General features: G+C 68.0%; 12 protein-coding genes. 4 read left to right on the top strand and 8 right to left on the bottom strand.

Translation table 11 applies throughout. The features are described 5' to 3' along the window. Positions 1-410: 410 nt before the first annotated feature. A complete protein-coding gene (clpB, locus tag G531_RS23530) occupies positions 411-3,101 on the bottom strand; it encodes an ATP-dependent chaperone ClpB (RefSeq protein WP_081684212.1) in 2,691 nt (896 codons plus the stop codon). Positions 3,102-3,325: 224 nt separating this feature from the next. On the opposite strand from clpB, the gene G531_RS23525 reads away from it, so the two are divergent. Both G531_RS23525 and G531_RS0116710 read left to right on the top strand, forming a co-directional pair. Beyond that, the gene (locus G531_RS23525; RefSeq protein ID WP_035759511.1) at positions 3,326-4,699 is read left to right on the top strand and encodes a hemolysin family protein; all 1,374 of its coding nucleotides are present in this window, start codon (positions 3,326-3,328) and stop codon (positions 4,697-4,699) included. After that, positions 4,696-5,730, top strand: coding sequence for a hemolysin family protein (locus tag G531_RS0116710; protein WP_026928104.1), 1,035 nt, complete (start codon positions 4,696-4,698; stop codon positions 5,728-5,730). The genes G531_RS23525 and G531_RS0116710 overlap by 4 nt, the downstream gene beginning before the upstream one ends. An 83-nt stretch (positions 5,731-5,813) precedes the next feature. On the opposite strand, the gene G531_RS0116705 is transcribed toward G531_RS0116710, so the two are convergent. From G531_RS0116705 to G531_RS23515, 4 genes are all read right to left on the bottom strand, one after another. Next, positions 5,814-6,473: an SRPBCC domain-containing protein gene (locus tag G531_RS0116705; RefSeq protein ID WP_026928103.1), complete on the bottom strand. Its 660-nt coding sequence runs from the start codon at positions 6,471-6,473 to the stop codon at positions 5,814-5,816. 5 nt (positions 6,474-6,478) lie between these two features. After that, positions 6,479-6,934, bottom strand: a complete 456-nt coding sequence (locus tag G531_RS23520; protein ID WP_051215643.1) for an ArsR/SmtB family transcription factor — start codon at positions 6,932-6,934, stop codon at positions 6,479-6,481. A 159-nt stretch (positions 6,935-7,093) separates the two neighbouring features. Next, positions 7,094-9,280, bottom strand: coding sequence for an ATP-dependent DNA ligase (locus G531_RS27035; protein WP_026928102.1), 2,187 nt, complete (start codon positions 9,278-9,280; stop codon positions 7,094-7,096). A gap of 36 nt (positions 9,281-9,316) precedes the next feature. Then, positions 9,317-10,549, bottom strand: coding sequence for an osmoprotectant NAGGN system M42 family peptidase (locus tag G531_RS23515; RefSeq protein WP_081684211.1), 1,233 nt, complete (start codon positions 10,547-10,549; stop codon positions 9,317-9,319). A 129-nt stretch (positions 10,550-10,678) separates the two neighbouring features. Here G531_RS23515 and G531_RS25845 point away from each other — a divergent pair, with 129 nt between their 5' ends. Both G531_RS25845 and G531_RS0116680 read left to right on the top strand, forming a co-directional pair. Next, positions 10,679-11,338, top strand: a complete 660-nt coding sequence (locus G531_RS25845) for a hypothetical protein (protein ID WP_026928101.1) — start codon at positions 10,679-10,681, stop codon at positions 11,336-11,338. Between the two features lie 53 nt (positions 11,339-11,391). Beyond that, on the top strand, positions 11,392-13,074 hold the full coding sequence (locus G531_RS0116680; protein ID WP_035759508.1) for an aldehyde dehydrogenase family protein: 1,683 nt from the start codon (positions 11,392-11,394) through the stop codon (positions 13,072-13,074). Positions 13,075-13,141: 67 nt separating this feature from the next. Here the strand turns inward: G531_RS0116680 and G531_RS0116675 are convergent, their stop codons facing one another. The 3 genes from G531_RS0116675 to G531_RS23505 all read right to left on the bottom strand — a co-directional run. Continuing rightward, positions 13,142-14,380, bottom strand: a complete 1,239-nt coding sequence (locus G531_RS0116675) for a serine hydrolase domain-containing protein (protein ID WP_026928099.1) — start codon at positions 14,378-14,380, stop codon at positions 13,142-13,144. Between the two features lie 16 nt (positions 14,381-14,396). Beyond that, positions 14,397-16,070: a serine hydrolase gene (locus G531_RS23510; protein WP_081684208.1), complete on the bottom strand. Its 1,674-nt coding sequence runs from the start codon at positions 16,068-16,070 to the stop codon at positions 14,397-14,399. A 236-nt stretch (positions 16,071-16,306) separates the two neighbouring features. Then, the coding region (locus G531_RS23505) for a hypothetical protein (RefSeq protein WP_035759506.1) at positions 16,307-18,910 on the bottom strand (2,604 nt) is incomplete at its 5' end.

Genomic DNA, 18,910 nt, shown 5'->3' with positions numbered 1-18,910 from the left:
TTCCCGCGTTATTCACGCCGTGGCAACTCGATCTACTCTAGTAGCAACCCCCGACCCGGTCAAATCCGACCCGCAAGCACCACCCTCCGAACACCACAACACCGCCGGAACCCTGGCAGGCCCCAACTGGACACATACCTGAACCGGTCAACACTGAAAAGGAGTTCGAAGCCCAACCTCAGCCCGTCCGTTACCACCCCGTATTTCAGGGGCTCCCACGTCCGTCTCGCTGAGAAGGCTTGAAGAACATTAGACCTCGATCCGGACTTCGTCAAATCGAGCCCGGACGATCGCTCGCCAACCTGCTGCGTACGGCAGCCGGGCTCCGAGCCGGAGCGGCCGGAACGCCGGCGGGCGAGGTACCAGTGGTACCTCGCCCGCTGTCCGTCGTGCGCAGATCGGCGTACGGCTCAGGCGTCCGCGCCCGCGGAGCGATCCTGGTCCGATGCGTCGGTCGAGTCGATGATCTCCGCGTCCACCACCGGATCCCCGGTGGTGGCGCTCGCCTCGGTCGGATGCTCATCGGCACCCAGGATGCGCAACCCCTCCCCATCGGTATTCAGGTCGAAGGTGATGGTGTCCCCCTCCAGCAACCGGCCCGACAGGACCTCCTGGGCGAGGGTGTCCTCCACCGTCGACTGGATCAGCCGACGCAGCGGCCGGGCACCGTAGACCGGATCGAAACCGGTCAGCGCCAGCCAGTCCTTGCCGGCCCGGGTCACCTCGACGGTGATCCGCCGATCGGCCATCCGCTCGTTCAGCCGAGCCAGGTTGATGTCGACGATCTTGGTCAGATCGGCGACCCCCAGCGGGTCGAACATCACGATCGCGTCCAACCGGTTCAGGAACTCCGGCTTGAACGACTTGCGCACGACCTCCATCACCGCGTCGTTCTTGGTCTCCGGGCTCAGGTTGGGATCGGAGAGGAACTGCGAACCCAGGTTCGAGGTCAGGATCATGATCGTGTTCCGGAAGTCGACGGTACGCCCCTGGCCATCGGTCAGCCGGCCGTCGTCGAGCACCTGGAGCAGGATGTTGAACACCTCGGGGTGCGCCTTCTCCACCTCGTCCAGCAGGATCACGCTGTAGGGGCGACGGCGTACGGCCTCGGTCAGCTGACCACCCTGCTCGTACCCGACGTACCCCGGCGGGGCCCCGACCAGCCTGGAAACCGAGTGCTTCTCCGAGTACTCCGACATGTCGATCCGGATCATCGCGTGTTCATCGTCGAAGAGGAACTCCGCCAGCGACTTGGCCAGCTCGGTCTTCCCGACACCGGTGGGACCCAGGAACAGGAACGAGCCGGTGGGCCGGTTCGGATCCGAGATTCCCGCGCGGGAGCGGCGTACGGCATCGGCCACGGCATGCACCGCGGTCTCCTGCCCGATCAGGCGCTTCCCGATGTACTCCTCCATGTGGAGGAGCTTGTCGGTCTCGCCCTGGAGCAGCCGGCCGACCGGAATTCCGGTCCAGGAGGAGACCACATCGGCGATGTCGTTCTGGGTGATCCGGTCCGACACCATCGGCGTGGTGTTCTGCTCCTGCTCATCGGCCTCGGCGAGCTGACGCTCCAGCTCGGGGATCTTGCCGTAGAGCAGTTCCGAGGCCCGGCCGAGGTCGCCCTCGCGCTGAGCCCGTTCGGCCTCGCCACGCAGTTCGTCGATCTGCTTCTTCAGATCGCCGACCTCGTTCAGGCCACCCTTCTCCCGCTCCCAGCGCTGCTCGAGCCCGCGCAGTTCCTCCTTGGCGTCAGCAATCTCGGCATTGAGCCGTTCCAGCCGTTCCACCGAGGCGGCGTCGGTCTCCTTCTCCAGCGCCAGCTTCTCCATCGTCATCCGGTCCACCTGACGGCGCAGCTGGTCGATCTCCACCGGGGAGGAATCGATCTCCATCCGCAACCGGCTCATCGCCTCGTCGATCAGGTCGATCGCCTTGTCCGGCAGCTGCCGGGAGGTGATGTAGCGGTTGGACAGCTGGGCCGCGGCCACCAGTGCGGAATCGGTGATGGTCACCTTGTGGTGCGCCTCGTACCGCTCGCGCAGCCCACGCAGGATCGCGACGGTGTCCTCGACACTGGGTTCGCCCACGTACACCTGCTGGAACCGGCGCTCGAAGGCGGGATCCTTTTCGATGTTCTCGCGGTACTCATCCAGGGTCGTCGCACCGATCATCCGGAGCTCGCCGCGGGCCAGCATCGGCTTCAGCATGTTGCCGGCGTCCATCGAGCCCTCGGCCTTGCCGGCACCGATCACGGTGTGCAGCTCGTCGATGAAGGTGATGATCTGCCCTTCGGCTTCCTTGATCTCGTTCAGCACGGCCTTGAGGCGTTCCTCGAACTCGCCGCGGTACTTCGCACCGGCGATCATCGCGCCCATGTCCAGGGACACCAACTGACGGCCCTTCAGCGAATCCGGCACGTCGCCGGCCACGATCCGCTGGGCCAGGCCCTCCACGACGGCGGTCTTGCCGACGCCGGGTTCCCCGATCAGCACCGGGTTGTTCTTGGTACGCCGGCTCAGCACCTGCACCACCCGGCGGATCTCGGAATCACGTCCGATCACCGGATCGAGCTTGCCCTCCCGGGCCCGCTCGGTCAGGTCGACGGAGTACTTGTCCAGGGCCCGCGCGGTTGCCTCGGCGTTCTCCGAGGTGACCCGCTTGCTGCCGCGGGCATCCTCGAACGCCTTGGCCAGCTTCGGCTCGGTCACCCCGACATCGCTGAGGATCTTCTGCGCCGGGGACTTCACCTTGGTCAGCGCGATCAGCAGGTGTTCGGTGGCGACGTAGGAATCGCCGAGCTTGTTCGCCAGGTTCTCCGCCTCGGCGTGGACCCGCGCCAGCGCGCCGGACATGCTCGGATTGGCCACGGTGGAACCGCTGCTGGAGGGCAGCTTGGTCAACGCCCCCTGCGCCGCGGCCAGAACCACCTCGGGCTTCGCGCCGACGCTCTCCAGCAGCGGCCCGACGGTGTTGTTCGGGATCGACAGCAGGGCGTACAGCAGGTGCTCGGGTTCCGCCTGGGGATTGCCCCGCGTCAGGGCCTCGCGTACGGCGGCCGAGACCGCATCACGGCTCATCGCAGTCAGTTTGTTCTGGTCCATGCGTCCTCCTCTTGACGGAGACCTGAGGTTGTTCGACGAGTGCTCAGCCTGCTTCGACCTTACTGATGATCTGAGCCCTTGCCCAGAGCCGGTCACAAGGTTGAGTCACATCTACTCAACTTTACGGGGAGGAGTCATATTCCCGTTCCGGGAGCCCGGTGGCCATAGAATGTGCGCCCAGGGCCACGCCCGCCCTCACCCTTTCCGACCGAGCATTGGATGCCATGGTTTCCGCTGTTGTCCTCCTGGTGGTCTTCCTGATCCTGGTGGCGCTCAACTTCCTGTTCGTCGCCGTGGAGTTCGCCCTGCTCACCCTGGATCGCAACGAGTTGCAGCGTCGGTTGGACGAGGGCGATCCCGCCGCCCCCGCCATTCAGAACGCGGTCGTGCGTACCTCCACCAACCTGTCCGGCGCCCAGCTCGGCATCACCCTGACCAGCCTGATCTCCGGTTACCTGACCGGCCCCTCCTTCGGGGTGCTGATCACCGCCCTGCTCGGCCTGGTGCTGCCGGAGACGGCGGCGGTGGGCATCGCCACGGTCGCGGCGTTCATCATCGCCACGATCACCCAGATGGTCTTCGGCGAGTTGGTACCGAAGAACTGGGCCCTGGCGAATGCGTACCAGGTGGCCAAGGTGGTCGTGCTGCCCATGCGGATCTTCATGGTCATGTTCGGTTGGCTGGTCAGGATCCTGAACGGGGCGGCCAACGGGGTGCTGAAGCTGCTCGGCTTCACCCCCGAGGAGCAGGTCTCGCACGCGCGGACGGCGGAGGAACTCGCCGCCCTGGTACGCCGCTCGGCCGCTCAGGGCACCCTGCACAGCGACACCGCCGAGCTGGTCCAGCGCTCGATCGATTTCGGCGACCTCACCGCGGCCGATGTGATGCGGCCCAGGCCCCAGGTGGAGTTTCTGGAGGCGAGCGACACCGCGCAGGATGTGCTGGTGCATGCCGCCGAACACGGCTACTCCCGCTTCCCGGTGACCGGCGAGGATCTCGATGACATCCGCGGCATCGTCCACTTCAAGGACGCCGTCGCCATCGCGTACGCCGAGCGCACCGAACGTCGGGTCGCCGACATCATGCGCCGGGCCCAGGTGGTGCCCGAGTCGATGCCGCTGGATGTGCTGCTGACCGAGTTGCGGCACCCGGGCGTACAGATGGCGCTGGTGGTCGATGAGTACGGCGGCACGGCCGGCATCGTCACGCTGGAGGATCTGCTCGAGGAACTGGTCGGCGAGATCGAGGACGAGCATGACGTGTCCGCCGACATGTTCCACCAGTTGGAGGACGGGGCCTGGGAGGCCTCGGGAATGTTGCGTCCGGACGAACTCGGTGACCTGATCGACCTGGAACTGCCCGAGGGCAATGAGTCCGACACCATCGGCGGGCTGCTGACCGAGCGGCTGGAGCACTTCCCCGAGCCCGGGGAGTCGGTCCTGCTGGAGTGCGTCGACGAGGTGAATCGCGACGAGCGTGGCCTGGCGACCCGGGCGGGACTGCGCCTGACGACGCTGAGCCTGGACGGCTACCGGGTGGATCGGGTCCGGGTGGAGCGGGAAGCGCTGCGGGGCGAGGATGAGGAGCAGGAACGATGAGCACCCCCGTTGCCCTGCTGGTCCTGGTTCTGCTGCTGCTGGCGAATGCCTTCTTCGTCGCCGCGGAGTTCGCGATGGTCTCGGCGCGCCGGGATCAGATCGAGCCGAAGGCCCAGGCCGGATCCGGCGCGGCCCGCTGGGCACTGAAGGGCATCGAGCATGTCTCGGTGTCCCTGGCCGCGACCCAGCTGGGGATCACCGCGTGCTCCCTGGTGATCGGCGCGGTGGGCGAACCGGCGCTGGCGTCGTTGCTGGTGATTCCGCTGCACGCGGTCGGCCTGCCCACCGAGTTGTCGCACGTGATCGCCCTGGTGGTGGCGCTGCTGATCGTGACGTTCCTGCACATGGTGTTCGGCGAGATGGTGCCCAAAAACATCGCGATCGCCGCGCCGTCGCGGACCGCCATCCTGCTCGGCCCGGTGCTGCATGTGTTCGTGGTGCTGTTCCGGCCGCTGATCTGGGTGATGAACCACCTGTCGAATCTGGTGGTCAAGCATGTGCTGCGGACCGAGCCCGCCGATGAGGTGCAGTCGACGTTCAACTCCGAGGAGGTCAGTGCGTTCGTGGCCGAGTCCACCAAGGAGGGCCTGATCGACCGCGATGAGGGGCAGCTGCTGCACGCGGCGGTCAAGTTCGAGGAGCGCACCGCCAGCGATGCCGCGGTCCCCGGCGAGGACCTGGTGGCGGTGCGCTCGACGGCCACGATCGGGGAGGTGGAGCAGTTGTGTGCCAAGACCGGTTACTCCCGGTTCCCCGTGCTCGCCGGCGACGGGACCTGGTTGGGCTACCTCCACGCCAAGGACGTGGTCCTGCTGGCGCCCGGCGAGATCATCCCGGCGACCCGGATCCGGCGGCTGGCCACGGTTGCGCCGGACCTGCCGCTGCGCGAGGTGGTCCGCGGGATGCAGGCCGGCAACACGCACATGTGTGCCATCGATACCGGCGATGACACCACCTCCCCGGTGATCATGCTCGAGGATGCGCTCGAATTGCTGATCGGGGAGATCGTGGACGCGACCTCGCCGAACTGATCGACTCAGCTCGGCGGGGCCGCGTTCGGCGGAGTTGGGTTCGGCACTGGCCCTGGCCGGGGTCGGGTTCGGCCGGGCCGGGCTCAGCTCGGCTGGGCTCCGGTGTAGAAGCCGAAGGTGGCATCCGCCTGGCGCTGCGCGGTCGCCTCGTCGACTCCGGCGGCCACCGCGGCCCGGCCCCAGGCATCGGCCGCGCCGCGATAGAAGGCCTGCCCCGCTGCCGAGGCGGTCCAGGCGGCCAGATCCTCCGGCGCAATCGCGCCGCCGGTTCCGCTCAGGTGGAGGCTGAGGCCGAGCAGTCCGCCGTCCCAGCCGACCCCGGTCGCGCCGGGGCCGAACATGTCCGCCATCTCCGCGGGGATGTCGGCGCTGTGCGCCACGTGTTCGAGTTCGAACCGGGTGCCGTCCTCGACCTGCGTCAGCCGCACGGTCACCCAGGAGATGCCGCCACCGAACTCCCAGGTGATCCGGTAGTGCGCCCGGCCGTCGGCCGGCGGGCTGCATTCGAGGATCTCGCCGCCGGCGTTGCCCTCGAGCTGGTAGCGCCCGCCGGTACGCAGGTCCCCCGACACCGGCAGGAACCAGCGCGGGATCCGTTCGGGACTGGTGACGGCATCCCACAGATCCGGCACCGTGGCCGGGTACACCTGCGCGAGGGTCTGGACGTTGTCGGTGACGCCATCGTGGGCTTCCTGCCGCCACGCGCGGGTAACGGCATCGAGTTGCTGCTTCACATCGGTCATGGGTCTCACTCCGGATCTGGGGGTTCGGCCGATCCCGGGGGTGGTGCGGAATCGGCGGTGGGGTCGGGTCGGTCGGGCTGGGTGGCCTGCGGGGACTGCGCGGCCTGGGGGGACGGGGACTGCGCCTGCTCGGCGAGCCGGCGTTGCCGACGCCCCCGGGCCAGTTCGGTGTCCAGTGCCGCCAACTTGGGCAGCCAGAACCGATCGAAGGCGCTGAGCCACTCGCGGGCCGCCGTCGGTCCGGCGGGATCAACGGCGTACAGGCGCCGGGTGCCTTCGGGGCGTACGGTCGCAAAACCCTGCTCCCGCAGCACCTTCAGTTGCTGGCTGACCGCGGGTTGACTGATCCCGAACTCCTCGCCGATCCGGGCCGCGATCTCACCGGCACTGGCCTCGCCATCGGCCAGCAGCTCCAGGATCCGGCGTCGGACCGGGTCCCCGAGCACATCGAGCGCATGCATGGAACTATATTTTCACCCGAAGTTATATAAGTCAAGAGTGATGGATGGGATCAGATCAGCCCGGCAGGAGGGATACCCGGCACGGTGACAGGCAGCCGACATTCGTTGCGCTCAACCGCCCGAATCGGGCCCATTTCGCCCACCGATGTCGGCTGACTGTCACTGGGGCGAAGTACCCAGCACTTCGGACAGGTCGTAGCTGACCGGTTCGTCGAGCTGGGCATAGGTGCACGACTCCGGCTCCCGGTCGGGCCGCCAGCGGTTGAACTGGGCGGTGTGGCGGAACCGGTCGCCTTCCATGTGGTCGTAACGGACCTCCACCACCAGCTCGGGGCGCAGCGGGGTGAAGGACAGATCCTTCTTGGCATTCCAGCGCGAATGCGCGGCCGCGGTGGGGGTCCGCGGGAAGGACTGGTCCCGATTGTCCGGGGCAGTGTCGGCGGGCGCGGCCCAGGACCACGGATGCCCCTCGAAGTCGGTGACCAGGTCCTGCAGTTCGATGAACAGTTCCCGCCGCCGCGCCATCGGGAAGGCGCCGATCACCCCGACACTGTTCAGGTGCCCCTCCTCGGTATAGAGCCCGAGCAGCAGTGACCCGATCGCGTCGGTCTCACTGCGATAGAGCCGATACCCGGCGACCACGCAGTCGGCGGTGCGCTCGTGCTTGATCTTCCACATCACCCGCTTGTCCTCGGCATAGGGTTCGGCCAGCGGTTTCGCGATCACCCCGTCCAGGCCCGCGCCCTCGAACTCGGTGAACCAGCGCCGCGCCAGGTCGCGGTCCCCCGTCGCGCGGGTCAGATAGATCGGCGGCCGGGCATCGGCCAGAGCCCGCTCCAGCTCGGCGCGCCGCTCGGCGAACGGGCGCTCGGCCCAGTTCGTCTCCCCCCGGGCGAGCAGGTCGAAGGCAACGAAGGCGGCCGGCATCTGGGTGGACAGCTTCTTCACCCGCGAGGCCGCCGGATGGATCCGCTGGGAGAGCAGGTCGAAGTTGAGCCGGTCACCGGATTCGGGGTCGATCATGATGATCTCCCCGTCGATCACGCACGGGTCGGGGAAGTTCTGTTTGACCGCCTCGACCAGTTCCGGGAAGTAGCGGGTCATCGGGCGTGTATTGCGGCTGCCCAGTTCGACCAGATCGCCCGAACGCCAGATGATCGAGCGGAAGCCGTCCCACTTGGGCTCGAACAGCACGTCGGCCTTGGGGAACTCCTTGACCGACTTCGCCAGCATCGGCCCGAAGGGAGGCACGATCGGGGTCCCCCACTCGGCATCGCGTTCGGCCTTCGGCGCCAGATATTCCTCGTCGCTGCGATCGGTACGCCGCTTGCTGGGCTGCACCCGGGGCGGCTCGTTGGGCATCTTCGGATAGTCGGGCGGAAAGTTCAGCTCACCCAGCCCGCGCTCGAGGTCGGCCGCCCACAGCCCCAGCGCGCCGGTCACCTCGCCGGTGTGCTCGTCGATGTCGGACCACGGGCAGGGGCGATCGGCGAGCAGCTCCGGCACGGTGCGCACGGTGAAGTCGGTGGGCCTGGCGGTGCGCAGTTCGGCCCAGGTGAGGGTGGTCGAGACCGGGGCGCCGGCCAGCGGGCGCGGGCTGTAGGCGGCGGCGATGGTCCGGTCCCGGTTGGCCTGGTTGAAGTCGACGAAGACCTTCTCGCCGCGTTCCTCCTTCCACCAGGAACTGGTCACCAGGTCCGGCAGCCGCCGTTCGAGTTCGCGGGCGATCCCGATCACCGCATGTCGGACGTCCTGGAACTCGTGGGTCGGGCGGATCCGGGCGTACACATGGACGCCGCGGTTGCCCGAGGTCTTGGGGTACGCCGTGAGCCCGACCTCGGCCATCACCTCACGCAGGCCCAGCGCCGCCTCGACCGCGTCGGCGAACCCGCGGCCGGGTTGGGGATCCAGGTCGATCCGCAGCTCATCGGGGTTGTCCAGGTTCGCGGTCCGCACCGGCCACGGGTGGAAGGTGATGGTGCCCATCTGCGCCGCCCACGCCAGCGCCGCCGGCTCGTCGAAGACGAGTTGATCGTGCCGGCGCCGCGACGGATAGGTACAGGTGACCGTACGCAGGAAGCCCGGCGCACCCTTCGGCGGGCGCTTGGAGAAGAACTCCTCCCCGGTGATCCCCTCGGGGAAGCGCTGCAGGGTCATCGGCCGGTCCCCGTTGAGATGCAGGAACGGTTCGGCCACGGTGAGCAGATAGTCGGCGAGTTCCTGTTTGGTCACCCCGATCCCGTTGGGAAAGCCGTCGGCGGGCCAGAGCACCTTGTCCGGACTGGTCAGCTTCACCTGCCGGACGCCGTCGGGCCCGGGAATCTGCAGCGTACGGCTCTCGCTCATACCTGCGAGCGTACTTGGCGCGGCCCCGCGCCCGGATCAGTGCTCCGGGGCGTCCTCGGCCGGCTCGGTCTCCCGGCCCATCACCCGGGTGTACAGCTGCGGCGGCTCCTCGGCCCAGGTGGCCTCCTCCACCGGGGCCGGCTGGTGCTGCGAGGGGAACTCCTTGAGGTCGCCGACCTCGGTCTCGTCCCACTTGGCGAAGGTCAGCGGCGTCTGCAACCACAGCGTGAGCAGTTCGACCACCGCGGCGACCGAATCGATCTCGGTGCGTTCCCAGCCGTGCGAGGCATCCAGCCCGAACGCGACCAGGGCGGCCCGGGATTCCGCCCCGGCCTCGATCGCGGCCGCCACATCGGAGCGGTAGTAGGGGAAGGTGTCCCGGACGCAGGCGATCTCGTGCTCGTCGGCCAGCCGGAGCAGTTTGCGGGTCAGGTGGTACTCGAAGGGGCCCACCTGATCGGCCATCGGGATGGTGACTCCGTGTTCGATCGAGTTCTGCCCCGGCGCGCACACCGCATTGTCGACCGAGATCATCTCGGAGACCCCTTCGAGTCCGTGCGTCGCGCCGTGCCCGACCTCCTCGGCGATGGTCACCATCAGCCGGGTCCGGTAGGGCAGTTCGATCTTCAGATCCTGGATGGTCTTGACCACGCTCAGGGCAGCCGCGACGCCGGCCTTGCCGTCGAGGTGCCGGGAGACGATGAAGCCTTCGGGGGTCACCTCGGGATTGGCCATCACCGCGACGGTGTCGCCGATCTGGAAACCGAGGTCGTGCAGTCCCTGGGCGTCGCCGACCCGGGCGTCCACCCGAACCTCGACGTTGTCCCAGGAGACCGGCTGCGTGTCGATCTCGTCGTTGAAGGCGTGTCCGGAGGCCTTCAACGGGAGGATGGTGCCGGTGAACACGGCGGGCTTGGGGTCCTCGGTGAAGATGCGTACGCGGGCCCCCTCGGCGAACCGGGCCGACCAGGTGCCGACCGGAATCACCGAGAGCCGGCCGTTGTCCTTGATCCGGGAGACCATGCAGCCGAGGGTGTCGGCGTGCACCACCAGGGCCCGGTCGACGGTCTCGGAACGTCCCGGCAGGTCGACGATCAGCGCGCCGCGGCGGGTCAGCTGGGTCTGCACCCCCATCTCGGTGAGCAGGTCACCGATCAGCTGCATCACCGCGTCGGTACGCCCGGACGGACTCGGCGTCTGCACCAACTGCAGCAGTACGTCGACCAGCCAGCGACGGTCGACCTCGGGCTTGATGGGGGTGCTGGACATGCTGCTCCTGGGCTGGGGGCTTCCGGACTGATCGGGTCCACCGTACTTGCCCACTCCGTCCGCGGGCCGCCGGGCACCCGAACCCGGGAATGTGCAAAATCTGTCAGACCCGACTGCGAGTCTTGAGACATGCCCCACCGTGTACTGATCGGCCTGGTCGTCCTGGTGCTCGCGCTGAGCGCGTGCACCCCGGGTGTCCCCGGGCCGGCGGATCCCACCCCTGCCGCCGAGATCACGGCCGCCTCGCCCAGCCCCACCCCGACGCCCAGCCCCACCCCGACGCCGAGCCCGACTCCGTCACCGACGCCGGTGGCAACTGCTACGCCCGACCCCTCGGAAACCCCCTCGGAGCGAGCCACCCCCCGATCCGGTTCCACCGCGGGCACGGCGCGGACCGGATACTTCTACCAGAAGGACAGTCGGGGGATCCCCCGCGCGGTCTGTTATACCGTCGTGCGCACGGGCGAGGTGGAGTGCCAGCCATTCACTCCGGCGCCCAACAGCGACTGGCCCGAGGACCCCCGCCAACTGGTCGACCGCAACGGTCATGTGGCCAATCCCAATCCGAAGCGCACCTTCCCGGATCTGACCACCGCGACGCCCAGCCGCCAGACTCCCGTCCGCACCCTGGTCCGACCGACGCCGACCGGCACCTGCCCGGCCGGCAAGGGATTCAGCCCGCGCAAGGGACGATGCGTCACCGTGTGCGAGGAGTTCCCCGGGTCCCCGGAGTGCAGCGGCCGCTCCGCCCCCGGATGGCTGGCACGCTCGGAGCCGACGGTGTCCTGAGGCTGCCACGCTGCAGCGGACCCGGATAGAATGGGCAGACTCGAAGGAGTCCCATGCTGACTTTGACCGGTTCGGTTCGGGCCGACCTCAGCGACGCGATCACCCAGCTCCGCACCGGCGCGGACCGGTGGGCGGGCCTGTCGCTGGCTGCGCGCGTCGACCTGTTCACCCGGACCCGGGCGTCGATCGGGCGCCAGGCCGAGCGCTGGGTCGGGGCGGCCCGCGCGGCGAAGGGCCCGGTGCCTGCTGGTGAGGAGTGGCTGTCCGGACCGTACGCCCTGCTGGTCAATCTGGCCGTGCTCGCCGAGAGCCTCGACGCACTGGCGCATGGCCGTTCGCCCGCCGCCCATCTCGTCGCCGGCACCGCCCCCGGCGGCCGGGCGACGCTCAAGATCCTGCCGACCAATGCCCAGCAGCGCCTGCTGTTCCACGGCTACCGCGCCGACATCTGGCTGCAACCCGGCCGCACCGCCGAGCAGGCCCGGGCCGAGGCCGGGCTGGGGGCCCGGCGTACGGGCGAGCGGGGCGGAGTCGCGCTGGTGCTCGGCGGCGGCAATGTCACCTCGATCGGGCCCCTGGATGTGATCTATCAGCTGGTCGCGGCCAATCGCACCAGCCTGCTCAAGGTGAACCCGACCTTCGCCGGTCTGGTCGAGGTGTACCGGGCCGCGCTGGCTCCGCTGGTGTCGGCCGATCTGCTACGGGTGGTGGCCGGGGACGCGGCGGTCGGCGCGTATCTGGTCGAACATCCCGGCATCGACCACGTCCATCTGACCGGGAGCGCCCGGACCCACGACGCGGTGGTCTGGGGGACCGGTGCCGAGGCGGAACAGCGCCGCGCCGCCGGGCGTCCGCGGGTGGCCTCGGTGACCAGTGAACTCGGCGGGGTCTCCCCCACCATCGTCATTCCGGGCACCTGGTCCGCCGCGGACTTGCGCTATCAGGCCGAGCAGGTGGCGACCCAGCGGCTGCACAACAGCGGCCACAACTGCATCGCCACCCAGGTGCTGGTGCTCAGCCGGGACTGGCCCCAGCGCGCCGCCTTCCTCGATCAGTTGCGCCGGGTGCTGGCCGAGCTGCCGCGTACGCCCTGGTACCCGGGGGCCCGCGAGCGACTCGCCCACGTGGACGCCACCTATCCCGACGAGGAGAACCTGGCCGGCTGCCGGCTGATCGAAGCCCGACCCGAGGCTCTCGAAGAGATCTTCGACACCGAGTACTTCGCCCCCGCCCTGGGACACACCAGCCTCCCGGGGACCGGCGAGGCCTTCTTCCGGCGGGCCGTCGAGTTCGCCAACACCCGGCTGGCGGGCACGCTCGGGGCCGGCGTGCTGGTCTCCCCGACCGATCGCCGCGCGATGGGATCGGCCTTCACCGAAGTCCTGGCCGACCTGAAGTACGGCGGAATCGGGGTGAATGTCTGGAGTGCGCTGGATTTCGCCTGGCCCACGGCCGCGTGGGGGGCCTATCCCGGGAACACTCTCGCGGCGGTCGGCAGTGGGATCGGGGTGGTGCACAACGGCTACCTGCTGGCCGATACCGAACGCACCGTCGCGTACGGCCCGTTCCGCCCGTTCCCCCGCTCGCTGCGCGGGGAGTTCGCGCTGTCGCCCAAACCCCCGTGGTTCCTCACCTCCCGCAGCAGCGAGCTGACCGCCCAGCGAATGACCGCGTACGCCGAGCAGCCCGGCTGGGGCCGCTTGATGCCGGTGCTGCCGGCGGCCTTCCGCGCCTGAGCCCGGCGCCAGCCAACAGGGCGTGCGGGCGCCGGACTCGGACCACACCGCCGCGCTGGTCCGCGGTTCAGGGATGCGGCACGGGCGGCGCGTCGTCGGGTGCCGCCGCGGCACCGATCAGCCGGAACAGATCCTGCGCCCGATTGGGAACCTCACCTGAGGCATCGAAGGCTTCCGCCTTGTACGTGGCGACGACCCCGATCGCGACCCGCTTCGAGGGAAGGTACGCCGCCACGGCCGAGTAGCCGCCGAACATCGGGTTCTGCAGCACCCAGTCGCCGCTGGTCACCACCCCCAACCCGTAGCTGTACCCGACACCTTGCGCCATGCAGGTGGGACAACCGTCGAGGGCGGTCGTACGTCCCCGCAGCTCCGTGCTGACCTGCAGGTCATGGGACGCCGCCGACAGCAGCCTGCCCGAGCCGATGGCCTCCGCGGTCACGGTCATGTCTGTGATGTCCGTGGTCTGGATGGCCCCGCGAGCGAGCGTCCAGGAGGGATTCCAGTACGTGGAGTCCTCCAGGAACGGCGTGGACGCGGGGATGCCGAGGGTTTTCCGCCGCTCCGCTGTGTACGCGTGCAGGACCGGCTCGGGAATGGCCGGGGTGCCCGGATCAGCGGTGTTGCGGAGCCCGAGCGGGGTGAGCACCCGCTGCTGGATCAGCCGGTCCAGCGCGATGCCGGTGATCCTCTCGAGCGCGAGGCCGAGCAGGACGTAGTTGGTGTGCGCGTAGTTCCAGTTCGTGCCCGGAGTATAGAAAAGCGGCTTGGACGTACCCATCGCGGCGAGCTCCTCGGGGGTCCAGGTCCGGAAGGGGTCGGCGTAGACCGCAGCGACGAAGCCCGGGTCCTGGACATAGTCGGCGTAGCCCGAGGTCATCTGCGCCAACTGCCCGAGGGTTACCTTGTCGCTGTTGGGCACCTCCGGCAGCCAGGTCGAGAGCGTGTTGTCCAGGGTGACCCGCTTCTCGTCGACCAACTGGAGCAGGACCGTCGAGACATACGGGATCGCGACGGCGCCATTGCGGAAGTGCATGTCGGTGCTGGCCGCCACACCCGCCAATGACTCGCCGTACGCCTCGGTGATGACCGGCCTTCCGTCGATCGTGACCCTGACGATGACGGCCCGCAGGTGGTCCTCGGTCATCTTTTGGGCAACGATGTCGCGCACCTGCGCCGCGAGCGCGGTGTCGCCGGCCGTCGTGGCGGGCGCCAGCGTAGGGGTGGATTCCGATCGGGCCGTGGTACAGGCGCCGAGCGTCAGGGCCAGGACCAGGGACGCGGCCACCGCGCCCGGAACACGCAACTTGGTCCTCCGGCGCTCACGCATGGCCGCCGGTGCCCCGTACGAAGGTGCCCAGACCGGTCCGGTCATAGAAGTCGAGCCGGACACTGGGGGCCGGCCCGCTCCCGTCGGCCGCGAAGATCGCCCCCGCGAGCCCGTTGGCATTCTCCCCGATCGAGGCAAAGGAGAACGTGTCCCCGGTGAAGTGGCTGAGGTGCAGGGTCGTCGGAGCTGCGTCGGGGCCCAGGCGGGCCACCAGTCCCCCACCGTCCTCAGCGATGGTCAGCGGACCGTAGTAGGAGTTGGCGTACGTGCCGACGTACGCACTGTTCGCCCGGGCGGGCACGACCTGGGCCGGAGCTTTGGAATAGTCGGTCTCCGGCTTCTCGGACTCGTCCAGCTTGCGGTAGATCCCGCCGAAGAATCCGAGCCAGTCGACCGTGGGGTTCCCGTTCTGGGCGATGTCGAAGAAGCCGCTGCTGATCGCGTCCGAGATGCCCTCCGGGCGCCCGTTCGTCAGGACCACGATGCCCAGTTGCTCGCCGGGCAGCAGGGCGACGTTGGTCGCGGCACCCAGGTTGAACGCCCCCGCATGACTGAGCTGGAGTCGGGCCTTGTCGTCGTACGAGACGTTCCAGCCCATGCCGTAGAAGCGCGTCCGCCCACCCGGAGGGGCAGGCCGGCTGACGGTGTTCTGCGGCACATGGGTGGCTTCGAGCGCCGCGGCATCCACGATCGCCCGGCCGGCGTACGTGCCGGAGCCGAGCTGGAGTCGGATCCACTCGGCCAGGTCACGGACGGTGGAACTCGCACCGCCGGCCGGTGCCTCCGCATCGGCGTTGCGGGTGTACCGAGCCACCCACGTCCTGTCGTCGGCCCGGACATGGGGGCGTGCCTTGTCGGCTGCGGCCTCGTAGTCGCGATGGCGGTAGCTGGTCGACGCCATGGCCAGGGGCTTGAACAGGACCTGCTCGGCCAGGTCCTCCCATGACATGTTCATCGCCGCTGCGCCCGCCACTCCCCCTGCGGTGTAGCCGAAGTTGCTGTAGTTGTAGCTGGAGCGGAAGGTGTCCAAGGGTTGCTGGTTCAGGTGACCGAGGATGTAGTCCCGATCGAAACCGAGATCCTCCAGCAGATCGCCGGCGCCGGTGTGAAGTCCGCTGCGGTGGGACAGCAGGTCGACGAACGTGGCGTGGCTGGTGACGTAGGGGTCCTTGAGGGAGAAGGCCGGGTTGTGACCGACCACGGGATCGGTCCAGGCGATCTTCCCCTGCCCCACCACGGCGGCCAGCACGGTGGAGGCCAGCGGCTTGGAGACCGAGGCGAGCTGGAACACGGTGTCGGGCCCCACCTTCTCGGGCTTACCCGCCTCCCGTACGCCGAAGCCCTTGAGATAGACGACCTTGTCCTGGTGGACCACGGCCGCGGCGATCCCGGGAACACCCGTACGCGTCATGGCGTCCTGGATGAGTCCGTCCAACCGCTCGACTGCCTGACCGACCTTGGCGCTGTCCAGCAGCGGCGGCACCTGCTGCTCGGGAGCGGGCAGGAGGGACGGCGTGCCCCCGTTCCCGCCACCCGGTGCCGGTGCGCCGGAGCAGGCGGACAGCGTGGGCAGAGCGACCAGCCCTACTACCCCGACCCCCATCGCCTTCAGCACTGCGCGGCGTCCCGGAAGATTCCGGGTGGCGTCGCTGGGATCCTGGAACATCTGGCACCTCTTCTGAGTCGGCCACGGGAGCGAACGACCGCTCTCCCCGAACGCTAGGCGGCGGGGCAGCCCCGTGGAATAGACCCAGGTCGCCACCCCGGCAGCCGACCGTGCGCAACGACAACGATCCCGCGGACGGACCACTGGGGTACGCCCGCGGGATCGGTAGTGATGTCAGCGGAGGCCAGCTGTTGGCCGGCCCTCGCTCCACCCGCCATCCGTCATCACATCGAGTGCTATGGCTTGCTCCAGTAGCAACCGTGCAGCGGGTTGTGCGGCAGCGTGGGGATGTACTTGTCGGCCCGGATGCCGAGTCCACCGGTCGCCGGGGTGAGATCGGCGGTGGAGATGGGGTCGAACATTCTGTGGTAGATACTCGCCGGGACCTGCTGCGGAGTGTTCGTCGCTGACCAGGGTGAGCTGTACTTGATCTTTCCCATCACATAGATCTGGTACTCGGGTCTGGCCATCCAGGGTTGATTCTTGGGTGACAGCTCTCCATTGTTCAGCTGCAGCCTCGCGACGGTCTCCTCGGGCCACTCTGCGGAGTCCCCGAAGATGCCCGAATTCCAGAACATAGAACCGCAATTGTAATCTTTCAACCCGTACCCGTACCACTTGAGATCGGTGTTGGTGCTGACATCCAGTTGGTACACCCCGAATTCGAGTGGTGCGAGCCCCGTCCAGAAGACTCGCTCGGCGGAGCGGAGCGCGGCGGAGTGAGTCGGCCGGAAGTAGTCGGGGATGTCCTCCGCATGGCACCAGGTCCACGATCCCTCCGGCGAAGCCGGATCATCGGCCGCGGTGCAGCTCCAATTGCTGACGATCGCGAACTTCGCGTGGTCGGCCAGAATCATGTCGGCCTGCCGGTTCACGCCCGCCCGCGTCTCCGTCAGTGCCGCCTGGACCTGACCGGACAAGTCAGCGGCCTTGATCGAGATCTGTTCGTAGGTCGGGACATTGGTGTCCTTGCCGTACTGTCCCATCGCGCTGGCCGCCGAGATCGACCTCGACGCTCCGGCGACCGTGGCGGCGACGAGCTTCGTCGCCTGATTCGCCCACTTCGTGGCATTCCCGAAACCCATGAGTGACCCCAGGGATCCGACCAACTGGTCCCCGAACTTCATCCAACTCCACTGGACGTTCGTGTTCTTGTCCACCGCGATCTGCTTGGCCACGTTGTTGGCGACGTTTTGCGTCTCGGCGGTCGCCTGCTCGTAGGGCTTTCCCAGGGCCGCCGCCTTGTCCCTGATGACCTGGACCTTGGTGAACTCGTCTTCCAGAACCTGCTTCGTCCGATTGAATTCAGTCTCCGTGTACGCCGTCGTGGGGACGTACTTCTGCCTGGCCAATCTGGCGCTGTCGTCGGCCCAATGATGATCGGCGAGGCGCCAGTACGCCTGCCGGATGTCGGTCTGGGGCAGGTTGAGTCGGCGGGCGATGTCGGCCATCGCGGCGGTGTTCACCTCAGGCCAGGGCTCATTGGAGTTCGGGCGATAGCTCACCTCCCGGAGTCCGTCGACGGGCAGCGGAATCGGCGAGCCGACCGAGGGTCGGAACAGCGACTCGGAGTTGAGCGACATTTCCACCGACAGACGTGCGTCGGCACCGACATTCTCCACTCCGGTCCCCTCCCGCGGGGACTTGGCGCTGGGATCGTCGAACCAGCCGACGAGGTTGTAGTCCGCACCTTCGGTGGCCGCGGCCCGGTTGAACTGGTCCCGGCTGCCGCCGATCGCCGCGATCTGGTTGGCCAGGGCCGACATGGTGTCGTAGCGCACGTCGCGGGCGACCGTGACGTTGTGGCCCTCGGGGTTGCGGATCGAGGACACCACCACGACGTCGCCGGGGTGGTCTTTGCTCAGGCCGGCCAGGGCCTTTGTCATCGCCACTGCTTGGTTGTTGGAGTCGGGGCCATTGGTGACGAACGCACTGATCCCCGTACGCTCCATGGTGAGCTTGTCGTAGCGCGCGACGACGTACCCCGCGCCGCCCTTCATCGACCAGACGCCGTCGTTCGTCGGAGAGCCGGCGCGGATCCGCACTGTGCACGTGCCCAGTGAGCTGTCACAGTCGTACGCGCTGCGGGTGTCGACGGTGACGAACTGGTTTGACATGTAGGTGTAGTTGCCCCAGGAGTTCAGCATGAACTGGGCCTGGATGCGCCCGCCCTCGAGCTTGTCGCTCCACTTGGTCTGGAAGTTCTTCTGCACGGGCTGGCCGCCCGACTTGATGACGCTGCCGACCATCGAGAAGTCCCCGTGGGCCAGGCTGTCGGTCCGGAAGCGTGCGGCGTTGGGGAAGGTGTAGCCCAGCGGCTCGAACGTGCTGAGCAATCCCTCTCCCACGGCCCAGCCGGCGGTGGGGTGGTTGGTGATGATCACGCGGTAGTTCAGGTCAGCGCGAGAGTCGATCAGGGACTGGAAATCCTTGGGAAGATTGGGTGCGGTCGCGGTGGAGTAGCTCCGATTCAGCACGACGGTGAGATCTTGAGCATTGAGTACCAGCATCTGCCATTCGGCCTGGGCACCGGCGGCGTCGCTGTAGGACGTGCCGGACAGGTACGGTGCCGGTTCGAAGGACTTGCCGATCCTGATCCCGGGGCGCCCATTCCCGTCCACCGCCATCGTGTCGAATGCGACGCTCGGACCGGTCTCCCCCTGAGCGGCTGTCAGGGTCTTGCGCGGCGGCGTCGTGGAACCGAGCCGGACCGGCCCCTTTCCGTTGTTGCCACTGTTCTGATTCCCGTTGTTGCCATTGTTCTGATTGCCGTTGTTGCCATTGTTCTGATTGCCGTTGTTGCCATTGTTCTGATTGCCGTTGTTGCCATTGTTCTGATT

It is taken from the genome of Granulicoccus phenolivorans DSM 17626 = NBRC 107789 = JCM 15570 (assembly GCF_000423085.1).
GTDB lineage: Bacteria > Actinomycetota > Actinomycetes > Propionibacteriales > Propionibacteriaceae > Granulicoccus > Granulicoccus phenolivorans.
This window is presented reverse-complemented; position numbering and strand designations above follow the sequence as displayed.